General features: G+C 50.9%; 18 protein-coding genes. 10 read left to right on the forward strand and 8 right to left on the reverse strand.

Annotation, left to right across the window (positions count from 1 at the left end; translation table 11 throughout):
- The first annotated feature begins 50 nt into the window (after nt 1-50).
- The 4 genes from EDC33_RS10670 to EDC33_RS10685 all read left to right on the forward strand — a co-directional run bounded on the left by EDC33_RS10670 (nt 51) and on the right by EDC33_RS10685 (nt 4,340).
- Nucleotides 51-2,123, forward strand: a complete 2,073-nt coding sequence (locus tag EDC33_RS10670) for a HelD family protein (RefSeq protein WP_170156409.1) — start codon at nt 51-53, stop codon at nt 2,121-2,123.
- Between the two features lie 82 nt (nt 2,124-2,205).
- Nucleotides 2,206-3,597 carry an L-cystine transporter gene (locus EDC33_RS10675; protein ID WP_124011168.1) on the forward strand — a complete coding sequence of 464 codons (1,392 nt, stop codon included), beginning with the start codon at nt 2,206-2,208 and terminating at the stop codon, nt 3,595-3,597.
- Nucleotides 3,598-3,692: 95 nt separating this feature from the next.
- Complete coding sequence (locus tag EDC33_RS10680) at nt 3,693-3,890, forward strand: hypothetical protein (protein ID WP_308809865.1); 198 nt, start codon at nt 3,693-3,695, stop codon at nt 3,888-3,890.
- Between the two features lie 57 nt (nt 3,891-3,947).
- Complete coding sequence (locus tag EDC33_RS10685; protein WP_094906932.1) at nt 3,948-4,340, forward strand: VOC family protein; 393 nt, start codon at nt 3,948-3,950, stop codon at nt 4,338-4,340.
- Between the two features lie 44 nt (nt 4,341-4,384).
- Here the strand turns inward: EDC33_RS10685 and EDC33_RS12690 are convergent, their stop codons facing one another.
- The gene (locus EDC33_RS12690; RefSeq protein ID WP_170156410.1) at nt 4,385-4,534 is read right to left on the reverse strand and encodes a hypothetical protein; all 150 of its coding nucleotides are present in this window, start codon (nt 4,532-4,534) and stop codon (nt 4,385-4,387) included.
- 316 nt (nt 4,535-4,850) lie between these two features.
- On the opposite strand from EDC33_RS12690, the gene EDC33_RS10690 reads away from it, so the two are divergent.
- On the forward strand, nt 4,851-5,057 hold the full coding sequence (locus tag EDC33_RS10690) for a hypothetical protein (protein WP_124011169.1): 207 nt from the start codon (nt 4,851-4,853) through the stop codon (nt 5,055-5,057).
- 76 nt (nt 5,058-5,133) lie between these two features.
- On the forward strand, nt 5,134-5,403 hold the full coding sequence (locus tag EDC33_RS10695) for a hypothetical protein (protein ID WP_124011170.1): 270 nt from the start codon (nt 5,134-5,136) through the stop codon (nt 5,401-5,403).
- A 14-nt stretch (nt 5,404-5,417) separates the two neighbouring features.
- Here the strand turns inward: EDC33_RS10695 and EDC33_RS10700 are convergent, their stop codons facing one another.
- From EDC33_RS10700 to EDC33_RS10710, 3 genes are all read right to left on the reverse strand, one after another.
- Nucleotides 5,418-5,849 carry a GNAT family N-acetyltransferase gene (locus EDC33_RS10700; RefSeq protein ID WP_040105801.1) on the reverse strand — a complete coding sequence of 144 codons (432 nt, stop codon included), beginning with the start codon at nt 5,847-5,849 and terminating at the stop codon, nt 5,418-5,420.
- Between the two features lie 76 nt (nt 5,850-5,925).
- Nucleotides 5,926-6,564, reverse strand: coding sequence for an FMN-dependent NADH-azoreductase (locus EDC33_RS10705; protein ID WP_094906935.1), 639 nt, complete (start codon nt 6,562-6,564; stop codon nt 5,926-5,928).
- A 126-nt stretch (nt 6,565-6,690) separates the two neighbouring features.
- Nucleotides 6,691-7,491, reverse strand: coding sequence for a class I SAM-dependent methyltransferase (locus EDC33_RS10710; protein WP_124011171.1), 801 nt, complete (start codon nt 7,489-7,491; stop codon nt 6,691-6,693).
- A 127-nt stretch (nt 7,492-7,618) separates the two neighbouring features.
- On the opposite strand from EDC33_RS10710, the gene EDC33_RS10715 reads away from it, so the two are divergent.
- Nucleotides 7,619-8,284, forward strand: coding sequence for a type 1 glutamine amidotransferase domain-containing protein (locus EDC33_RS10715; protein WP_124011172.1), 666 nt, complete (start codon nt 7,619-7,621; stop codon nt 8,282-8,284).
- 125 nt (nt 8,285-8,409) lie between these two features.
- On the opposite strand, the gene EDC33_RS10720 is transcribed toward EDC33_RS10715, so the two are convergent.
- Nucleotides 8,410-8,871 carry a DinB family protein gene (locus EDC33_RS10720; protein ID WP_124011173.1) on the reverse strand — a complete coding sequence of 154 codons (462 nt, stop codon included), beginning with the start codon at nt 8,869-8,871 and terminating at the stop codon, nt 8,410-8,412.
- A 153-nt stretch (nt 8,872-9,024) separates the two neighbouring features.
- Between EDC33_RS10720 and EDC33_RS12695 the strand changes: the two genes are divergently transcribed.
- Both EDC33_RS12695 and EDC33_RS10725 read left to right on the forward strand, forming a co-directional pair.
- On the forward strand, nt 9,025-9,198 hold the full coding sequence (locus tag EDC33_RS12695) for a hypothetical protein (RefSeq protein WP_170156411.1): 174 nt from the start codon (nt 9,025-9,027) through the stop codon (nt 9,196-9,198).
- A gap of 80 nt (nt 9,199-9,278) precedes the next feature.
- Complete coding sequence (locus EDC33_RS10725; RefSeq protein ID WP_124011174.1) at nt 9,279-10,748, forward strand: DHA2 family efflux MFS transporter permease subunit; 1,470 nt, start codon at nt 9,279-9,281, stop codon at nt 10,746-10,748.
- Between the two features lie 36 nt (nt 10,749-10,784).
- Here EDC33_RS10725 and EDC33_RS10730 read toward each other — a convergent pair whose 3' ends face one another.
- Together EDC33_RS10730 and pepT are read right to left on the reverse strand one after the other, a co-directional pair.
- On the reverse strand, nt 10,785-12,182 hold the full coding sequence (locus tag EDC33_RS10730) for a DHA2 family efflux MFS transporter permease subunit (RefSeq protein WP_124011175.1): 1,398 nt from the start codon (nt 12,180-12,182) through the stop codon (nt 10,785-10,787).
- Nucleotides 12,183-12,274: 92 nt separating this feature from the next.
- Nucleotides 12,275-13,501 (reverse strand): peptidase T, encoded by a 1,227-nt coding sequence (gene pepT, locus EDC33_RS10735; protein WP_124011176.1) that lies wholly within the window; start codon nt 13,499-13,501, stop codon nt 12,275-12,277.
- 111 nt (nt 13,502-13,612) lie between these two features.
- Here pepT and EDC33_RS10740 point away from each other — a divergent pair, with 111 nt between their 5' ends.
- Nucleotides 13,613-14,659 (forward strand): LLM class flavin-dependent oxidoreductase, encoded by a 1,047-nt coding sequence (locus EDC33_RS10740; RefSeq protein ID WP_124011177.1) that lies wholly within the window; start codon nt 13,613-13,615, stop codon nt 14,657-14,659.
- 47 nt (nt 14,660-14,706) lie between these two features.
- On the opposite strand, the gene EDC33_RS10745 is transcribed toward EDC33_RS10740, so the two are convergent.
- Nucleotides 14,707-15,219 carry a GNAT family N-acetyltransferase gene (locus EDC33_RS10745; protein ID WP_124011178.1) on the reverse strand — a complete coding sequence of 171 codons (513 nt, stop codon included), beginning with the start codon at nt 15,217-15,219 and terminating at the stop codon, nt 14,707-14,709.
- Between the last annotated feature and the right edge of the window lie 4 nt (nt 15,220-15,223).

The raw sequence follows: 15,223 nt of genomic DNA on the forward strand, positions 1-15,223 counted from the left end.
ATTATTTCAAAATACCGATATGCTGAATGTCGAACCAAAGGAGGATCCCTATGAAAATTCTATCATTTGAAGAAGAAGCCCGGCATCTCGCCTTCATCGTCGATTTTCTCAAAGTATTCAATGCAGACCTGAAGGACAGGCAGAGCACCACGGCCCAGGGCATACTGGAGACGCGGCAGGACATCAATGAAAACATCTCCAATGTCGTCGATTTTGCCGACGGCAACGTCATGGAATTCGTCCAGATGCTGCCGGAGATCAGAAGAACCGAAATGAACTACAATTATATAGAGACGATGCGTGAACGCACAGAACGCATGATACCAAAACCCTACTTCGGCAAGATCACCGTCGATGGGGAGCCGATCTACATCGGCACCGGCACAATAAAGAACCGGGACAACGACATCCTTATCTACGACTGGCGCACCCCGGTTGCGAGCCTGTTCTATGAGAACACGACAGGCGACCTGTCATACCGCATCCCGGACGGCAGCAGGATAGATGCGACGGTCGAACAGAGGCGCCAGTTCATCATCGAAGACAGCCGCCTCCTCAACATGTTCGACAGCGACGTTTATATAGGAGATGAAATACTCCAGCTCATGATCACCGACTCCTCCCAGTCCAAGCTGAAGAACATCGTCTCCACCATCCAGCAGGAGCAGAATGACGTCATCCGGCTTCCCCTGTCGCAGGATACGCTCGTCTATGGACCACCGGGCAGCGGAAAGACTTCCCTTGCCATGCAGCGGATTGCGTTTCTGCTGTACCAGCATAAGGAGACCCTGAACCCTGAGAACATACTGCTCATTTCACCGAATGAAGTGTTCAACGACTACCTGTCGGACGTGCTGCCCGAACTCGGCGAAAACCATGTGCGCAACACGACCTTCTTCCGCCTCATCTCGCACTTCCCCTACTTCAAGGGGAGGCACTTCGAGCATGTCTACGACAACATCAAACGCCTGAGGCAGAACGACGAAGGGCACGACATCTATGAATTCAAAAATTCCCTCGAATACTTCAAGTCGCTTCATGGCTTCATGAAGCATCTCGAGACCGACGGCATGGAGTTCAGGACACTGCAGGGTGAAAATGGGCTGTTCGCAACCAGGGAAGAACTTGTCCACACATTCTATAATGAACTCGGCGGCCACCCCATAAGCAGGCGGCTCTCGAAGATGCAGGAAAGGCTCCTCAGCCGGTATACCGAGGAAGTCAAAAGGCTGACGAACGAAAGATACAGGGAACTGCGCGACAGCAACAAGTACATCGGCGAGGCGCACGAACTCAAGAAAGAGGCTCATGACTTCGCCAAGAAGCAGCTGAAGACCGTGCACCGCCAAGTCGCACTCTTCCGCTTCGTCCATTTCGAGAAACTGTATGTAAACTCGATCTACGACAGGAAATTCCGCAACATGACCGTGCGTTCCGTCAAGGAGAATGACTTCAAGTATGAAGACATCGCACCCTTCCTCTACCTGTACATCCACCTCCTCGGCAGGCACGACAGGCAAATTCAGCACGTACTGATCGATGAAGTGCAGGACTATTCGAACATCCAGTACTATGTCATGCGCCACTACTACAGGAAGGCGACATTCACGAGTCTGGGCGATCCTAACCAGCAGATCCACCCCGGCAGGAAGGATGCGCTGGTCGCCAAAAATCATGTCCAGAAAAGGCTCGAGCGCTCCTACCGCTCCACCAACCAGATCAATGCATTCCTGAACAGCATCATCCCGGATTCCATACAGTCCGCATCCGTCGACGGCGATGAGGTGCAGAAAGTGCACACTGAAGATGAACTCGGCTATGTCAGGGACATACTGCGCTCCGGCCAATATCCGCAAGTCGCCATCATCACCCCTTCAAGAGACGCGGCCGACCACTATTATGCACAGCTGGAGGATGAGTTCCCACAGATGAAGAACCTCGGGGAGACGGACACGCTGTACAACCAGTCATTCATCATCCTGCCCTACTACCTGTCGAAGGGATTCGAGTACAACACCGTCATCCTGACGGATGTGCAATCCTACAGCGATTCGAAGCATATACTGTATGTTCTGGCCTCCCGGGCAACAAGGCATCTCCATCTGCTCAACCCGACTGAATAGTACGAATATATTAATCCTACTTGAAAAGTAGGATTAATTTGTTTATGATGAGGCTACTTGTTTAAAAAGGAGCTGTCATCAAATGGATGCATTACTTGTCGTCATAAATATCATCGCCTTCCTGCTGCTCATCGGTGCCCTGGTGTTCCTAAAGCGGCGGAACGTAAAATTCTCCCACCGTGTGATGATCGGCCTCGTACTCGGCCTGTTCTTCGGTGCCGGACTTCAGCTGATCTATGGGGTGGACGGTACGGTCATAGCAAATACGATGGATTGGATTTCCATCGTCGGCAGCGGCTTCGTGCGATTGCTGCAGATGATCGTCATGCCCCTCGTCTTCATTTCCATCCTCGGTGCTTTCGCAAAGATGGATGTAAAGGAGAAGTTTCTGAAATCAGGCATCAAAATCATCGCACTGCTGCTCGGTACCACCGCAATTGCTGCCGTCATCGGCATATCTGCCGCCCTTATCTTCAATCTTGATGCTTCAAGCCTTAACCTGGGCGAAGCTGAAAATGAACGGGCACTCTCACTCGAGAGCACCGCTTCTGAAGTAGAAGATCAGACGCTTCCCCAGCAGCTTGTATCATTGCTGCCGGCCAATCCTTTCCTTGACTTCACAGGGGATCGGGCCACTTCCACCATCGCAGTCGTCCTCTTCGCCATCTTCATGGGTTTCAGCTTCGTCCGCCTCATGCAGCGCAATCCCGAGAGCGGCGAAAAGATCAGAACAGGCATCATCGCCCTGAACGACTGGGTTATGCAGCTGGTCAAAATCATTCTGGCTCTGACACCATACGGGATCCTGGCGATCATGGCCTCTACTGTGGCCACTTCGAACTTCCAGGCCATATACGATCTTGGACTGTTCGTCGTCGCTTCATATGCTGCACTGCTGACTATGTATCTGGTCCACCTTCTGCTGATCGGACTGACAGGCCTGAATCCGCTCCAGTATTTCAAGAAGACGGCGGAAGCACTGCTGTTTGCCTTCACCTCACGTTCGAGTGCCGGGACACTGCCGCTCAACATACAGACGCAGCGGACAAGACTCGGCGTACCGGCAAGCATCGCCAACTTCTCGGGGAGCTTCGGACTATCCATCGGTCAGAATGGGTGTGCCGGCATCTACCCAGCGATGCTTGGCATCATGATTGCACCGGCGGCCGGTGTTGAAATCAACGCGCAGTTCATCATTACGCTGATTGCCGTGACGGTCATCGCCTCCCTTGGGATCGCCGGTGTCGGTGGCGGTGCAACATTCGCAGCAATCATCGTCCTGTCAACGATGAACCTGCCGATCGCCCTCGCCGCCGTCCTCATCTCCATCGAACCCCTGATTGATATGGGAAGGACAGCCGTCAACGTCAGCGGTTCGATGACGGCCGGAACGATAACCGCAAAGACGAACCGCTCATTGGACAAAGATGTCTATGATGAAAAACGCTACGATGAACTCACAGCAGAAGCATAGTTTCCACCGGCACATTGCGTGCCGGTTTTCAATAAAATTTTTTAAAAATAATTTCATTTTCAAACAACGGCGTATGGAACGATTTTCTTGGACCATTGCTTTACCTGAACGATGAATCCCTCTATACGCTGCAGCTCGGTCTGCAGGTCTTCAAGGAACAGTCGAGCACCCAGTGGAACTATCTGATGGCCGGTTCACTGCTTGTACTCATGCCCGTCATCATCCTGTTCTTCTTCTTCCAGAAATATTTCATACAGGGCTCGAACATACTGGGACAGACGGACGAAAAATAGGATGCTCATTAATGAGCATCCTATTTTTGTTATACTGGAGGAAAAAGGAGCAGTCCAATGAAATCCATCACTCCATCTTTAACATTCGAAGGCCGTGCCGAAGAGGCGATGAAATATTATGAAGAGACATTCAAGGATGCAGAAATCCGGATGATCAGGAAGTATGATGATGCAGATCCCGAGCTCGAAGGCAAGGTGATGCAGGGGGCGATCATGATACAGGATCAGCTGATCATGATGATGGACAGCAGCGTGCCGCATGAGTTCACCTTCACCCCGAGCATGTCCTTCTATATCGAATGCAGCACCCCCCAGGAAATAGAACTCTACTACAGGAAGCTTAAAAAACAGGGTGCCATCCATATGCCGCTCGACGAATATGGCTTCTCCAAACAGTTCGCCTGGCTCCAGGACCAGTTCGGCGTGACTTGGCAGCTCAACCTGTCGTAGAAAAAAGCAACCCCTGATCAAATGATCAGGGGTTGCTTATGTCATTATGCAGTCTTTCTGCCGAATATTCTTGCAAAGATGGACTTTCCGCTTCTATCTTCCTTCTTCTTTTCTGAAAGGTAAGTGTAGCTGTCAGCAATTTTCTTGTATTCTTCCATACGCAGGTCTGCTGAAATACGGTCTGTTGAAAACATTTAATTTCCCCCTAATAATCTGTAATTTTATTTAACAGTTAATTTCCAGATATCATTTATCTCAGTTTTAATATACCATTATATAGAGGGTTCATCAATAATCATGTGATTATTTTACCAAAGTAAATCTATTATAAATTTTTAAACAATTCCATTATATTAATTAATATGTGAAATTATATTTCTGTTTTCCTTTACATTCTTCAAATACATGCCTTTAAGTGCATTATTATGCCCATGATTCCGCTTTCCTGTTTGTTTTGTGCATACTTGGGGTATTTTCCTAATAAACCGTAAGAAAGGCAGGCGGATGATTATGAAAAAATGGATGCTTTCGATGGGAATGATCATGATGCTCATTTTAAGTGCATGTGCGCCCGAAGGTACTGGAGATACAGATGCACCAGTTGGTGAAGATGAAGATACTGGCAATCCTGAAGAAGATGATGGAGACCGTGATGAGGCTGCTGAAGATCTGGAAGAAGATTTTCAGGACGAAGAAGAAGATGAGGATGACGACTAACACTTTTGGCATCAACCACGGCAGTTCATATTCGCCATGACAAGACCCGGGCTGAAATTGAAGGGAGAGACTGCCCATGTGGTGGATCATTATAATTGTTCTGATTGTTTTTGCAGGGGGCTTCGGCAGCGACTACTTGAAGCATAAACGAAAGATGGAGCAGATCCGCCTGGATGTCCTCGACCGGGAAATCGAGCTGGAACGGATCAGGCAGGAGAATTTCCTCCTTGAGAACCACTCCATGCAAGAAGAACTCGATCGGATCAGACAGGAAAACAAACAGCGCTATGAAAAGGATGCGGATCGGCGCTGGCTTATTGATGAGACGAAAAACAAAGAGGGATGAGCATGCCAGCATGCTCATCCCTCTTTGTATTCCATATCCAAATGCGGTATGCCATCCTCAAGGTGGACTTCGGAAGTCGTCCTGAACCCGAATGACTGGTAGAATTTCTCCAGGTGCGCCTGACCATGCAGGTAGATCCGTTCACCCTTGAAGTGTGTATGTACATATTCCATGGCCTGGTTCATGAGTTCCTGTCCGAGCCCGGTGCCCCGGCGGTCTTCCCTGACGATAACCCGTCCAATGGATAATGGATCTCCGTGAACGATCCTCAGATAGGCGGTGATCCCCGTATCATCCGTCTTATAGATATGTGTACATTCAGGATCCACCCCATCGACTTCCTGATAGGCGCATTCCTGCTCCACCACGAACACGGCGGTCCTGAGTCTATAGATTTCCTCCAATGTGAGGACATCCAGTTCGTCAAATGCTCTGATATGCCACATCCAATACCCTCCCATTCATATATATTCAAATGATAGCACAAAAAAACCGATGCCGGAACATCGGTTTTCTGGCATCTTATGCAAATTGGGCGTTGAGTTCGCGTGCACATTCGCGCACACTTTCGAGGCCTTCCTCAATGATTCTTGCTGCTTCCTGAGGCATCGCATTATGGCCTTCGATGATGACTTCATCGATGATTTCCATTCCGAATACGCCGCCGATGACATTCTTCATGTAGTTGTGGGACATGTCCATACCTTCCATTTCAGGTGCACTGTACATGCCGCCGCGTGCATTGAGAAGGATGACCTTCTTGTCGGTCATGAGCTGTGCCATTGACCCGTCTGCATTATATTTGAATGTGAACCCTGCTGAATATACATAGTCGATGAAAGTCTGCAGACGTGCAGGAATCGCAAGGTTCCACAGTGGGAACGCAAACACGATGACATCCGCCGCTTCAAATGCGTCCATCGCCTTCTGCTTCGCATCCATCAGACGCTGCTCGTCAGCGTCCAGTGCTTCTTCATTCTGGATCTTGCCGAGGGCGCTGAAGAGTTCATGTCCGATATATGGCATGTCTTCCTCGAATATATCATATACATTGATGTTCATGTTTTTATTGTCTTTCACCGTTTCCATGAATGTATCATACATTTTTGTGGAGATGCCATCCGGACGGTTGTTTGCTTTTACTACGAGTACATTTTTCATTTATAATCCTCCAATAAGATAATGTCTGTTTATCACATAATCAATATAATAACAAAAAGTAAGTGACTTGTGAATATAAATGCTCAAAAATCACAAATTATCTTCATTTGAAGGGAACTTATCGGTTCAGGGCTGCAGGTTATTCTTGTTCTGGAGGATTGCCACACTCAGGATATGCGGGATCTTATGACTGCCGTCCGGGAAATTATCTTCAAGGTAGGCGCTGATCCGGCTCAATGTATTCTTCCTCTGCTTCTCCTTGAAGGCAGCAAGCCATGATACCGAAGACAGCCGCCCGAGCCATTCTTCATTGGTGAACTTGACCTCGTAGTCCACCTTGTACAGTTCCATCAGATCCAACTTCGCGTATTTCCATTCGTCGAACCATTCTACAGGGAAGCTGTTGATCATCTGTGTGGCCATGTCCTTCGTCCCCGCTGGTCTGATCTGTTTATCCGTCGAATAGGATTGGATGATTTTCATGGACTCCTTGACGATTCTGGAAGCGGATGTAAAACCCGAATCCATAATGATCAGATGACCGCCGGGTTTCAGTATACGCTTCACTTCATCGATCGTCTCCTCCCGGTCGAACCAGTGCCATGCCCGCATCACCATGACGATGTCGTAGCTGTTTGCCGGCAGGCCGGTGTCCTCTGCATACCGTTGTGTAAAATTGATCCTCTGGTCGTCGCCGATATGCGCCTTTCCGACTTCAACCAGTTCGGAAGAAGGTTCCACGGCATCGACGATGGCACCCCTGTCACTCAGAATCTTACTGAGGAGCCCAGGCCCTGCACCGAGATCGGCCACCTTGCTGCCTGCGATCGCCACCCCACGCATCTCCAATCCTTTGATCAGACTGTCAGGGATGTCATCCCTGTACTTCAAATAATCTTCAGCGACATTCCCAAAGTTTACATTCATTGCTTTCCCTCCATGGTATGGATGATTTTTTTGGTTCATCGGTCATTTTGCCAATCAAGATTCCTTAAAAAAGATTAATTGCAATCCACCCGGGGTAAATCATAAAGAAAGGAGAGTGGATATCAATATGACTAAATCCGTACTACTTATAGTGACCAACCACGACAAGATCAACAACGATGAAGACAAGCCTACAGGCCTGTGGCTCAGCGAGGCGGCAGAGCCGTATCATGTCTTCCAGAGCGCAGGCTTCAAGGTCGACATCGCATCACCGAAAGGCGGTTCAGTTCCCCTGGATCCAAACTCTTTGGATGGTGAAGAAGCGGAAGGCGACAATGAGATCATCAAGCTCCTCCAAAACACCAAACGTATAAAGGATATGGTATACGAAGGATATGACGCCATCTTCTTCGCCGGAGGGCACGGGACGATGTACGATTTCCCAGGCCAGGCGGACATCCAGAACATCCTGGCATTCTTCAAGGATGACGGCCGCATCATCAGTGCGGTATGCCACGGCCCGGCTGCTTTCGCAGATGCCAAGACCAAAGATGGCAAATACGTCGTGGACGGGGTCAAATTGACCGGCTTCACGAACGAAGAGGAAAAGTCCATGGGACTCCTTGATGATATGCCATTTGCCCTGCAGTCGAAACTCGAATCCAATGGCGCAGGCTTCGTCGTCGGAGAAGCGATGGAAGAGCACATCATTACAGATGGAAACTTCATCACCGGCCAGAACCCAGCCTCCGCAGAGGCCGCAGCGAGAGCTGTCGTCAACAAACTGCAGTAGATCACTCCCCCCGGTCCAACCGGGGGTTTTTTCATACATAAGTCTTACCTTAAAGATACTATAAATCCAATTCAAAATGAACATCATAATTTACCCATCAAAAAAAGAGCATCTTTCGATGCTCCTTATTGGTTCTCCAGTACCCGTTTCATTTCCTGTACTTTCCCGACATGCATGGCTTCATGGAGGATCATGAAAGCGAATTGCTCCCTGCGTGTCGTCATCCCCATGAATTCCCGTGGCAGGTCGTCGTCCAGAACTGCTTCATCCAGATCTTCAAGACGCTCCGGCTGGCCTTTGAGCAGGGCTTCAATTTCATCAGTCGCTGGTGTCTCACCATCAAAATCGTCGGGACTCGTACCGAATCCAAAATATTTCTGATAGCGCTTGGACGTATCAGTGTTCTTGTCCGTCAATGCAGCAGTCACCATCTCCATCATTCCTGCAATATGTCCAAGCTGCCAATGGATGCTGTTCGGAAATCCTTCAGGGATGATATGCATGTCTTCCTCTTTCATTCCCTCGAACAGATCCAATGTCCATCCTCTTGTCTTTTCAAGTTCGAATAACAGAAGTTCCTTACTCATAAACAATCTCCCTCCGTAATTTTAATCCATTATCCCTGTACCCTGATTTCAGCATTTCATTCATCGGACCGTGCGGGAAATGCAGACCGCTTTGATGGACAGCCGACCCTTCGGAAAGTTATATTCGACATAATAAACAATGGAGGTAAAATTATGACACGCCTACTGCTGAACCTGGTGCTCATGGGCATCATCACCCTCGCAATCTACTGGCTCATCACTGCATTCGTGCCGACGATGGGCACCTATGCCATCCCGATCTCACTGCTTCTCGGCATCACGCTCGGATTCTTCATCTATATCACAATAGACAACAGGATCGGATGATATAAAGTGCAAAATCCTTGATTGTTTCGAAAATCGGAATATAATAGTAATATTGATTTTAAAGAAACAGAGGTATCTGCATGGAAACAACTGAAAGATCTGCGCCGGACTATCGTCTCATCGTCATATTGCTCTCCGGCGCCTTTGTCGCACTGCTCTCCAATACGTTCCTGAATGTCGCCCTGCCATCCATCAAGGATGACTTCGGCATCACCACTTCCACGGTACAGTGGGTTTCTACAGCCTATATGCTCATCAGCGGCATCGTCATACCGACCACCGCCTTCCTGATGCAGAGATTCAGCGCCAAGAAGCTTTTCCTGGCAGCGATGCTGCTCTTCCTCTCAGGAACTCTGATCGCCGGCTTTTCACCGGCTTTCCCAGTACTGATCCTGGGCCGCATGGTCCAGGCCTCCGGTTCGGCCATCCTCATGCCCCTTCTGATGAACGTCATGATCACAAGCTTTCCTCCGGAACGCCGTGGCACCGCGATGGGGCTGTTCAGCCTGGTCATGTTCTTTGCGCCGGCAATCGGCCCGACCCTCTCCGGTTTCATCGTACAGAGCTACTCCTGGCATTACCTGTTCTTCATTATGGTACCGGTTCTTCTTCTCGTCCTCAGCATCGGATGGTTCAAGCTACCCGAGACGGAGACTGGATATTCCACCAGAATCGATATCCCATCCGTCATACTGTCGACCCTCGGTTTCGGCGGCATACTATACGGATTCAGTTCCGCAGGAAACAGTGGCTGGCTGAGGGCGGATGTCATACTCGCCCTGCTCATCGGCTTCATCGCTGTCTTCTTCTATATCAGAAAGCAGACGCGCATGCGTGAGCCGATGCTCAACTTTTCGGTATACAAGTTTCCGATGTTCACGCTGTCATCCCTGCTGATCGGGACGATGAACATGGCCCTCTTCTCCGGCATGATCCTCATGCCGATATACCTGCAGGATATACAGGGCATCTCGCCGCTTGAGACGGGCCTCCTGCTCCTTCCAGGAGCGCTGATCATGGGATTCATGAGTCCGGTCTCGGGAAAGCTCTTCGACATGTTCGGGCCGAGGAACCTCGCAATATTCGGCCTCATCCTGACCGTATCGACGACATTCTTCTTCAGCCGGCTCACTTTTGATACGAGCTATACATTCCTTATCATGCTCTACTCGATCCGGGCATTCGGCATGACACTCGTCATGACGCCTGTGATGACGAACGGGATGAACCAATTGACGCCGAAGCTGACACCGCACGGTTCTTCCATCAACAGCATGCTGAACCAGGTGTCCGGTGCCATCGGCACGGCACTCCTGATCACCATCATGCAGAACACGATGAATGCAAAGCTCGCAGGTGTCTCCCAGCCGGATGCGATGATGATGGACCAGGCGATGCTCGACGGCATCAACTTCGCCTTCCTGATCGCCACCCTGCTGCTTGCCGTCGCCCTTGGCCTGTCATTCTTCCTGAAACGCGTCACGACCGATGAAGTCCTTGGGGACTCGATGACAAAAGCGCGTCCGATAGAAACCGCAGAAGAGAAATGAAAAATCGCTGATCCATTTTATGGATCAGCGATTTTTTTAGTCGTGTGATACCGGCTTCCTCAGTGTTAATGAAAGCAGCAGGCCGATGAGTGAAATGACGGCCGCTGCAAGGAAGGCCGTGTTCACCCCATTGATCATGCCCTGCATCCCTTCTGATGGATTGGCGGTATGGGTCATGATCGATACGAGCAGGGCTGTGCCGACCGCCCCGGCAATCTGGCGCATCGTATTGTTCATGGCTGTGCCGTGCGGTACGAGCTTTGGGGACAGCTGGTTCAGTCCGGCTGTCGTCACCGGCATCATCACCATCGCCACACCGAGCATCCTGAAGACATTGATGGTCGCCAGGTAGGTGAAGGTAGTATCCACTGTAATCATCGTGAACAAGTATGTCGTAATCGTCACGAGGCTGAGGCCGATGATTGCCAGCCATCTTGCTCCGAACATGTCGAAGAGCTTTCCGGTCACCGGGCTCATCGAACCCATGACCAATGCCCCCGGCAGCAGCATCAGTCCGGATTCAAGCGGCGAGAAGCCCATCATATCCTGCATCAGGATCGGAAGGATGACCGCGCCGCCGATCATGGACATGAAGACGACCATGCCGAGACCCGTCGTCAGTGCGAATATCTTGTCCTGGAAGACCTTGAATTCGAGGATTGGCTGCTCGAGCTTCTGCTGGCGCATGATGAAGAGGAACAGGGTCACTGCGCCCAGTGCGAGTGAACCGAGCACCGGTGTACTCAGCCAGCCGCTGCTGCCTGCGACGCTGAAGCCATAGAGCAGTCCACCGAACCCGAAGGTGGACAGGATGATCGATGGAATGTCGAGCTTCGGATTCGTACGCTCCGTCACATTCCTAAGTATGAAATAGGCGACGATCAGGTCGATGATGACGATCGGTATGATGATGAAGAAGAGGCCTCTCCAAGGGTAGCTCTCGACGAACCAGCCGGACAATGTCGGGCCGATGGCCGGCGCGAAACCGATGACCAAACCGAACATGCCCATCGCCGTCCCCCGCTTCTCAAGCGGATAGATCAGGAAGATGATCGTCTGCATCAGCGGCATGATGATGCCTGCCCCCGAGGCTTGGAGTATCCTTCCGACAAGCAGGATTTCAAAGCCCGGGGCGAGCCCGCAGACGAGTGTACCGAACCCGAAAAGCCCCATCGCCGTAAAGAATAGTGACCGCGTCGTAAACTTCCCTATCAGGAATGCGGTAATCGGAATCATGATGCCGTTGACCAGCATGAATACCGATTGGAGCCACTGGGCGACATCCGCCTCAATCTCCAGATCCTCCATGATCGGTGGTATGGCTGTAGCCAGCAGCGTCTGGTTCAGGATGGCTGCGAATGCACCGGAAATAAGCACAGCCATCAGCGGCAATCTTTTGACGGTTGATGGTGACTGCTGTTCACTAGCTGACATAAAAAATCCTTCTTTCTATATATAAAGCGAAACAATATTATATTTCCAAAAACAGCATATACAATATTGCCTCAACGGAAGATAAATATCAACTACTTCCGCTCGGCTGCATTACGGGAGATTTCAGTGATCACCTGCACCGCCTTCTCCATATTGTCTATGGAAATGTATTCGAACTTCCCGTGGAAATTTTCGCCGCCTGTGAATATGTTTGGAGTCGGGAGTCCTTTGTAGGAGAGTTGGGAACCGTCCGTGCCGCCCCTGATCGGTATGATCACCGGTGTGATATCGAGGGCTTCCATCGCCTGCTTGGCGTACTCGACGATTTCCATGTGGGGTTCGATCCGATCACGCATGTTGTAGTATTGGTCATTCATTTCCAATATTACTCGGTCTTCTCCGTAATGCGCCTTCAGTGCATCGCCATGGGCGATGATCTGGTCTTTCCGGTCCTCGAATGCCGACTTGTCGAAATCCCTGATGATGAAATTCACTTCCGTCTTCTCCACATCCCCATTGATGTTGATCAGATGGAAGAACCCTTCATACCCTTCCGTATGCTCGGGAGTGTCCTCGGCATCGAAGCGGGTGATGAATTCAGCGGCCATCCGGCCTGCATTCACCATCTTGTTCTTGGCCGTGCCGGGGTGGACACTGTTGCCGATGAAGGTCACTTTCGCAGCTGCTGCATTGAAACTCTCATACTGGAGTTCGCCGAGCGGACCCCCATCCACCGTATAGGCAAAATTGGCCCCGAAGCGCTCGACATCGAAGTGGTGCGGCCCCCGTCCGATTTCCTCATCCGGAGTGAAGGCCACCCTTATCTTCCCATGCTTCACTTCGGGGTGGTCGATGAGATATTCCATCGCCGTCACGATTTCAGCGATGCCGGCCTTATTGTCGGCCCCGAGAAGCGTGGTACCATCCGTCGTCATCAGTGTATGCCCGCTGTAGCCTTCAAGTTCCGGGAACTGTTCCGGAGTAAGTATGACACCGAGTGCTTCATTGAGTACGATTTCTCCTCCATCATAGTCGATCACCTGTGGATTGACATTTTTGCCCGTAAAATCCGTGGCGGTATCAACATGGGCGAGGAAGCCGATGACCGGTGCATCTTCGACATTCGCAGGAAGGGTCGCCATCAGATAGCCGTTCTCATCCGTCTCCACTTCCTCCATCCCGAGTGCCTTCAATTCTTCTTCGAGCAGACGGACCAGATCCCACTGCTTGTATGTAGAAGGGACGGATTCGCTTGAAGCGTCGGATTGGGTATCGATTTTGGCATATCTTGCAAGTCTTTCGATCAGTTGGGTACGCAATTCATTCATCTCCTATGTTTTTTCTTTATTTTACCATATCACCGGGCGGTTCTTCAGAAGTAAAAAAGATTCAATGGTAGAATGGAGGCAATATGATAAGGGAGGAATCTTATGGAACTTGGAATCAGTACTTTTGCAGAAACATTGCCGGACCCCCATACAGGCCGGACGATCACCCATGCTGAAAGGCTCCGGGATATCATCGGGGAGATGGAGATGGCGGATAAGGTCGGCCTCGATGTCTATGCCGTCGGGGAGCACCACCGCTCAGATTATGCCGTCTCCGCCCCCGAAGTCATCCTGGCGGCAGGCGCCGCACGCACCAGCAGCATCAGGTTATCCAGTGCAGTGACGGTCCTCTCCTCCGATGATCCGGTGAGGGTCCACGAAAGGTTTGCGATGCTGGATGGCATCTCCGGCGGCCGGGCGGAGATCATGGCAGGCAGAGGGTCCTTCATCGAATCATTCCCTCTGTTCGGATATGATCTGAATGATTATGATGAACTGTTCGAAGAGAAGCTCGAACTGCTGCTCCAGCTCCAGAAGGGCGGGCCCATCCATTGGGAGGGGAAACACCGGGCACCGATCAATGGCCTCGAAGTATTCCCAAGGCCGGAACAATCTGAGATGCCAATATGGATCGCAAGCGGAGGCACCCCGGATTCCACTGTAAGAGCGGGAAAACTCGGACTCCCGATTGCCCTCGCCATCATCGGCGGCAGCCCCCGGAATTTCGCCCCGCTTGTCGAACTGTACAAGCAGACGGCAGCACACGCAGGGCACCGCATCGAATCCCTCGGCATCGCCTCCCACAGCCATGGCTTCGTGTGGGACACGGATGAAGAGGCTGCAGACCTGTTCTTCCCATCGACCCGGCAGGGAATGAACAAGATCGGGTCTGAACGCGGCTGGGGGAACTATACGAGACGTAGCTTCGATATTGCGCGCTCGGAAAATGGTGCGCTATACTGCGGCAGTCCGGAGACGGTCGCCAGGAAGATCATCGACTTGAGGAAGAATGTCGGCATCAAGCGGTTCCTGCTGCACACGCCGCTCGGCACGATGCCCCACGACCAGGTCATGAAATCCATACGCCTGTTCGGAGAGGAGGTCGCTCCCATCGTGCGGGATGAAATTGCACAGTGGGAAGGCAGATAGACTGAAAAATGCGCCGCCTCGTCACGAGGCGGCGCATTTTTCATATATCACATGAGTTTCCTGAGATCATCAAAGCCATATACCAGTTCTGCATGGACGGTGCTGCCGATCGTCGTTTCTTCCTTGCCGATCTTGTGTCCACCAAGCTTTTCATAGAACCCGCATGCAGGATTCTCTTCAAGGACCGCTATGACCATCTTTTCAAAACCGCGGTCCAGAAGGTCGCCCGCTACCGCCGCGACAAGCTGTCTGCCTCCACCGTTCTGCTGGGCCGATTCATAGAGATAGATGGCATAGAGTTCGCCATCATATCCGACGTGTTCCCCGGAACGCTCGGGGCCGCCGATCGCGAAGCCGACGACTTCGCCTCCATCCTCAAGCAGGAATATCGGGTTCTCCTCGATGGCACGGGTCCATATCTTCTCCCGGTCCCCATAGCTCAAATTCTCCAGATAGTCTTCATCTATGATGCCGCTATAGGTCGTCCGCCAGCTGTCGACCTGCACTTTCGCGATGGCAGATGCATCAACGGCATCTGCTTTTCTCAGATTGAATTTCATATGT

The organism is Salinicoccus roseus, assembly GCF_003814515.1.
In the GTDB taxonomy this organism is placed as follows: domain Bacteria; phylum Bacillota; class Bacilli; order Staphylococcales; family Salinicoccaceae; genus Salinicoccus; species Salinicoccus roseus.

Bases quoted from the DNA above. Each gene is read 5' to 3' on its own strand.
- EDC33_RS10740 (WP_124011177.1), top strand. From the start codon at position 13,613: ATGGAACTTGGAATCAGTACTTTTGCAGAAACATTGCCGGACCCCCAT.
- EDC33_RS10675 (WP_124011168.1), top strand. From the start codon at position 2,206: ATGGATGCATTACTTGTCGTCATAAATATCATCGCCTTCCTGCTGCTC.
- EDC33_RS12695 (WP_170156411.1), top strand. From the start codon at position 9,025: ATGACACGCCTACTGCTGAACCTGGTGCTCATGGGCATCATCACCCTC.
- EDC33_RS10745 (WP_124011178.1), bottom strand. From the start codon at position 15,219: ATGAAATTCAATCTGAGAAAAGCAGATGCCGTTGATGCATCTGCCATC.
- EDC33_RS10705 (WP_094906935.1), bottom strand. From the start codon at position 6,564: ATGAAAAATGTACTCGTAGTAAAAGCAAACAACCGTCCGGATGGCATC.
- EDC33_RS10670 (WP_170156409.1), top strand. From the start codon at position 51: ATGAAAATTCTATCATTTGAAGAAGAAGCCCGGCATCTCGCCTTCATC.
- EDC33_RS10685 (WP_094906932.1), top strand. From the start codon at position 3,948: ATGAAATCCATCACTCCATCTTTAACATTCGAAGGCCGTGCCGAAGAG.
- EDC33_RS10730 (WP_124011175.1), bottom strand. From the start codon at position 12,182: ATGTCAGCTAGTGAACAGCAGTCACCATCAACCGTCAAAAGATTGCCG.
- EDC33_RS12690 (WP_170156410.1), bottom strand. From the start codon at position 4,534: ATGTTTTCAACAGACCGTATTTCAGCAGACCTGCGTATGGAAGAATAC.
- EDC33_RS10715 (WP_124011172.1), top strand. From the start codon at position 7,619: ATGACTAAATCCGTACTACTTATAGTGACCAACCACGACAAGATCAAC.
- EDC33_RS10700 (WP_040105801.1), bottom strand. From the start codon at position 5,849: ATGTGGCATATCAGAGCATTTGACGAACTGGATGTCCTCACATTGGAG.
- EDC33_RS10720 (WP_124011173.1), bottom strand. From the start codon at position 8,871: ATGAGTAAGGAACTTCTGTTATTCGAACTTGAAAAGACAAGAGGATGG.
- EDC33_RS10710 (WP_124011171.1), bottom strand. From the start codon at position 7,491: ATGAATGTAAACTTTGGGAATGTCGCTGAAGATTATTTGAAGTACAGG.
- EDC33_RS10725 (WP_124011174.1), top strand. From the start codon at position 9,279: ATGGAAACAACTGAAAGATCTGCGCCGGACTATCGTCTCATCGTCATA.
- EDC33_RS10695 (WP_124011170.1), top strand. From the start codon at position 5,134: ATGTGGTGGATCATTATAATTGTTCTGATTGTTTTTGCAGGGGGCTTC.
- EDC33_RS10690 (WP_124011169.1), top strand. From the start codon at position 4,851: ATGAAAAAATGGATGCTTTCGATGGGAATGATCATGATGCTCATTTTA.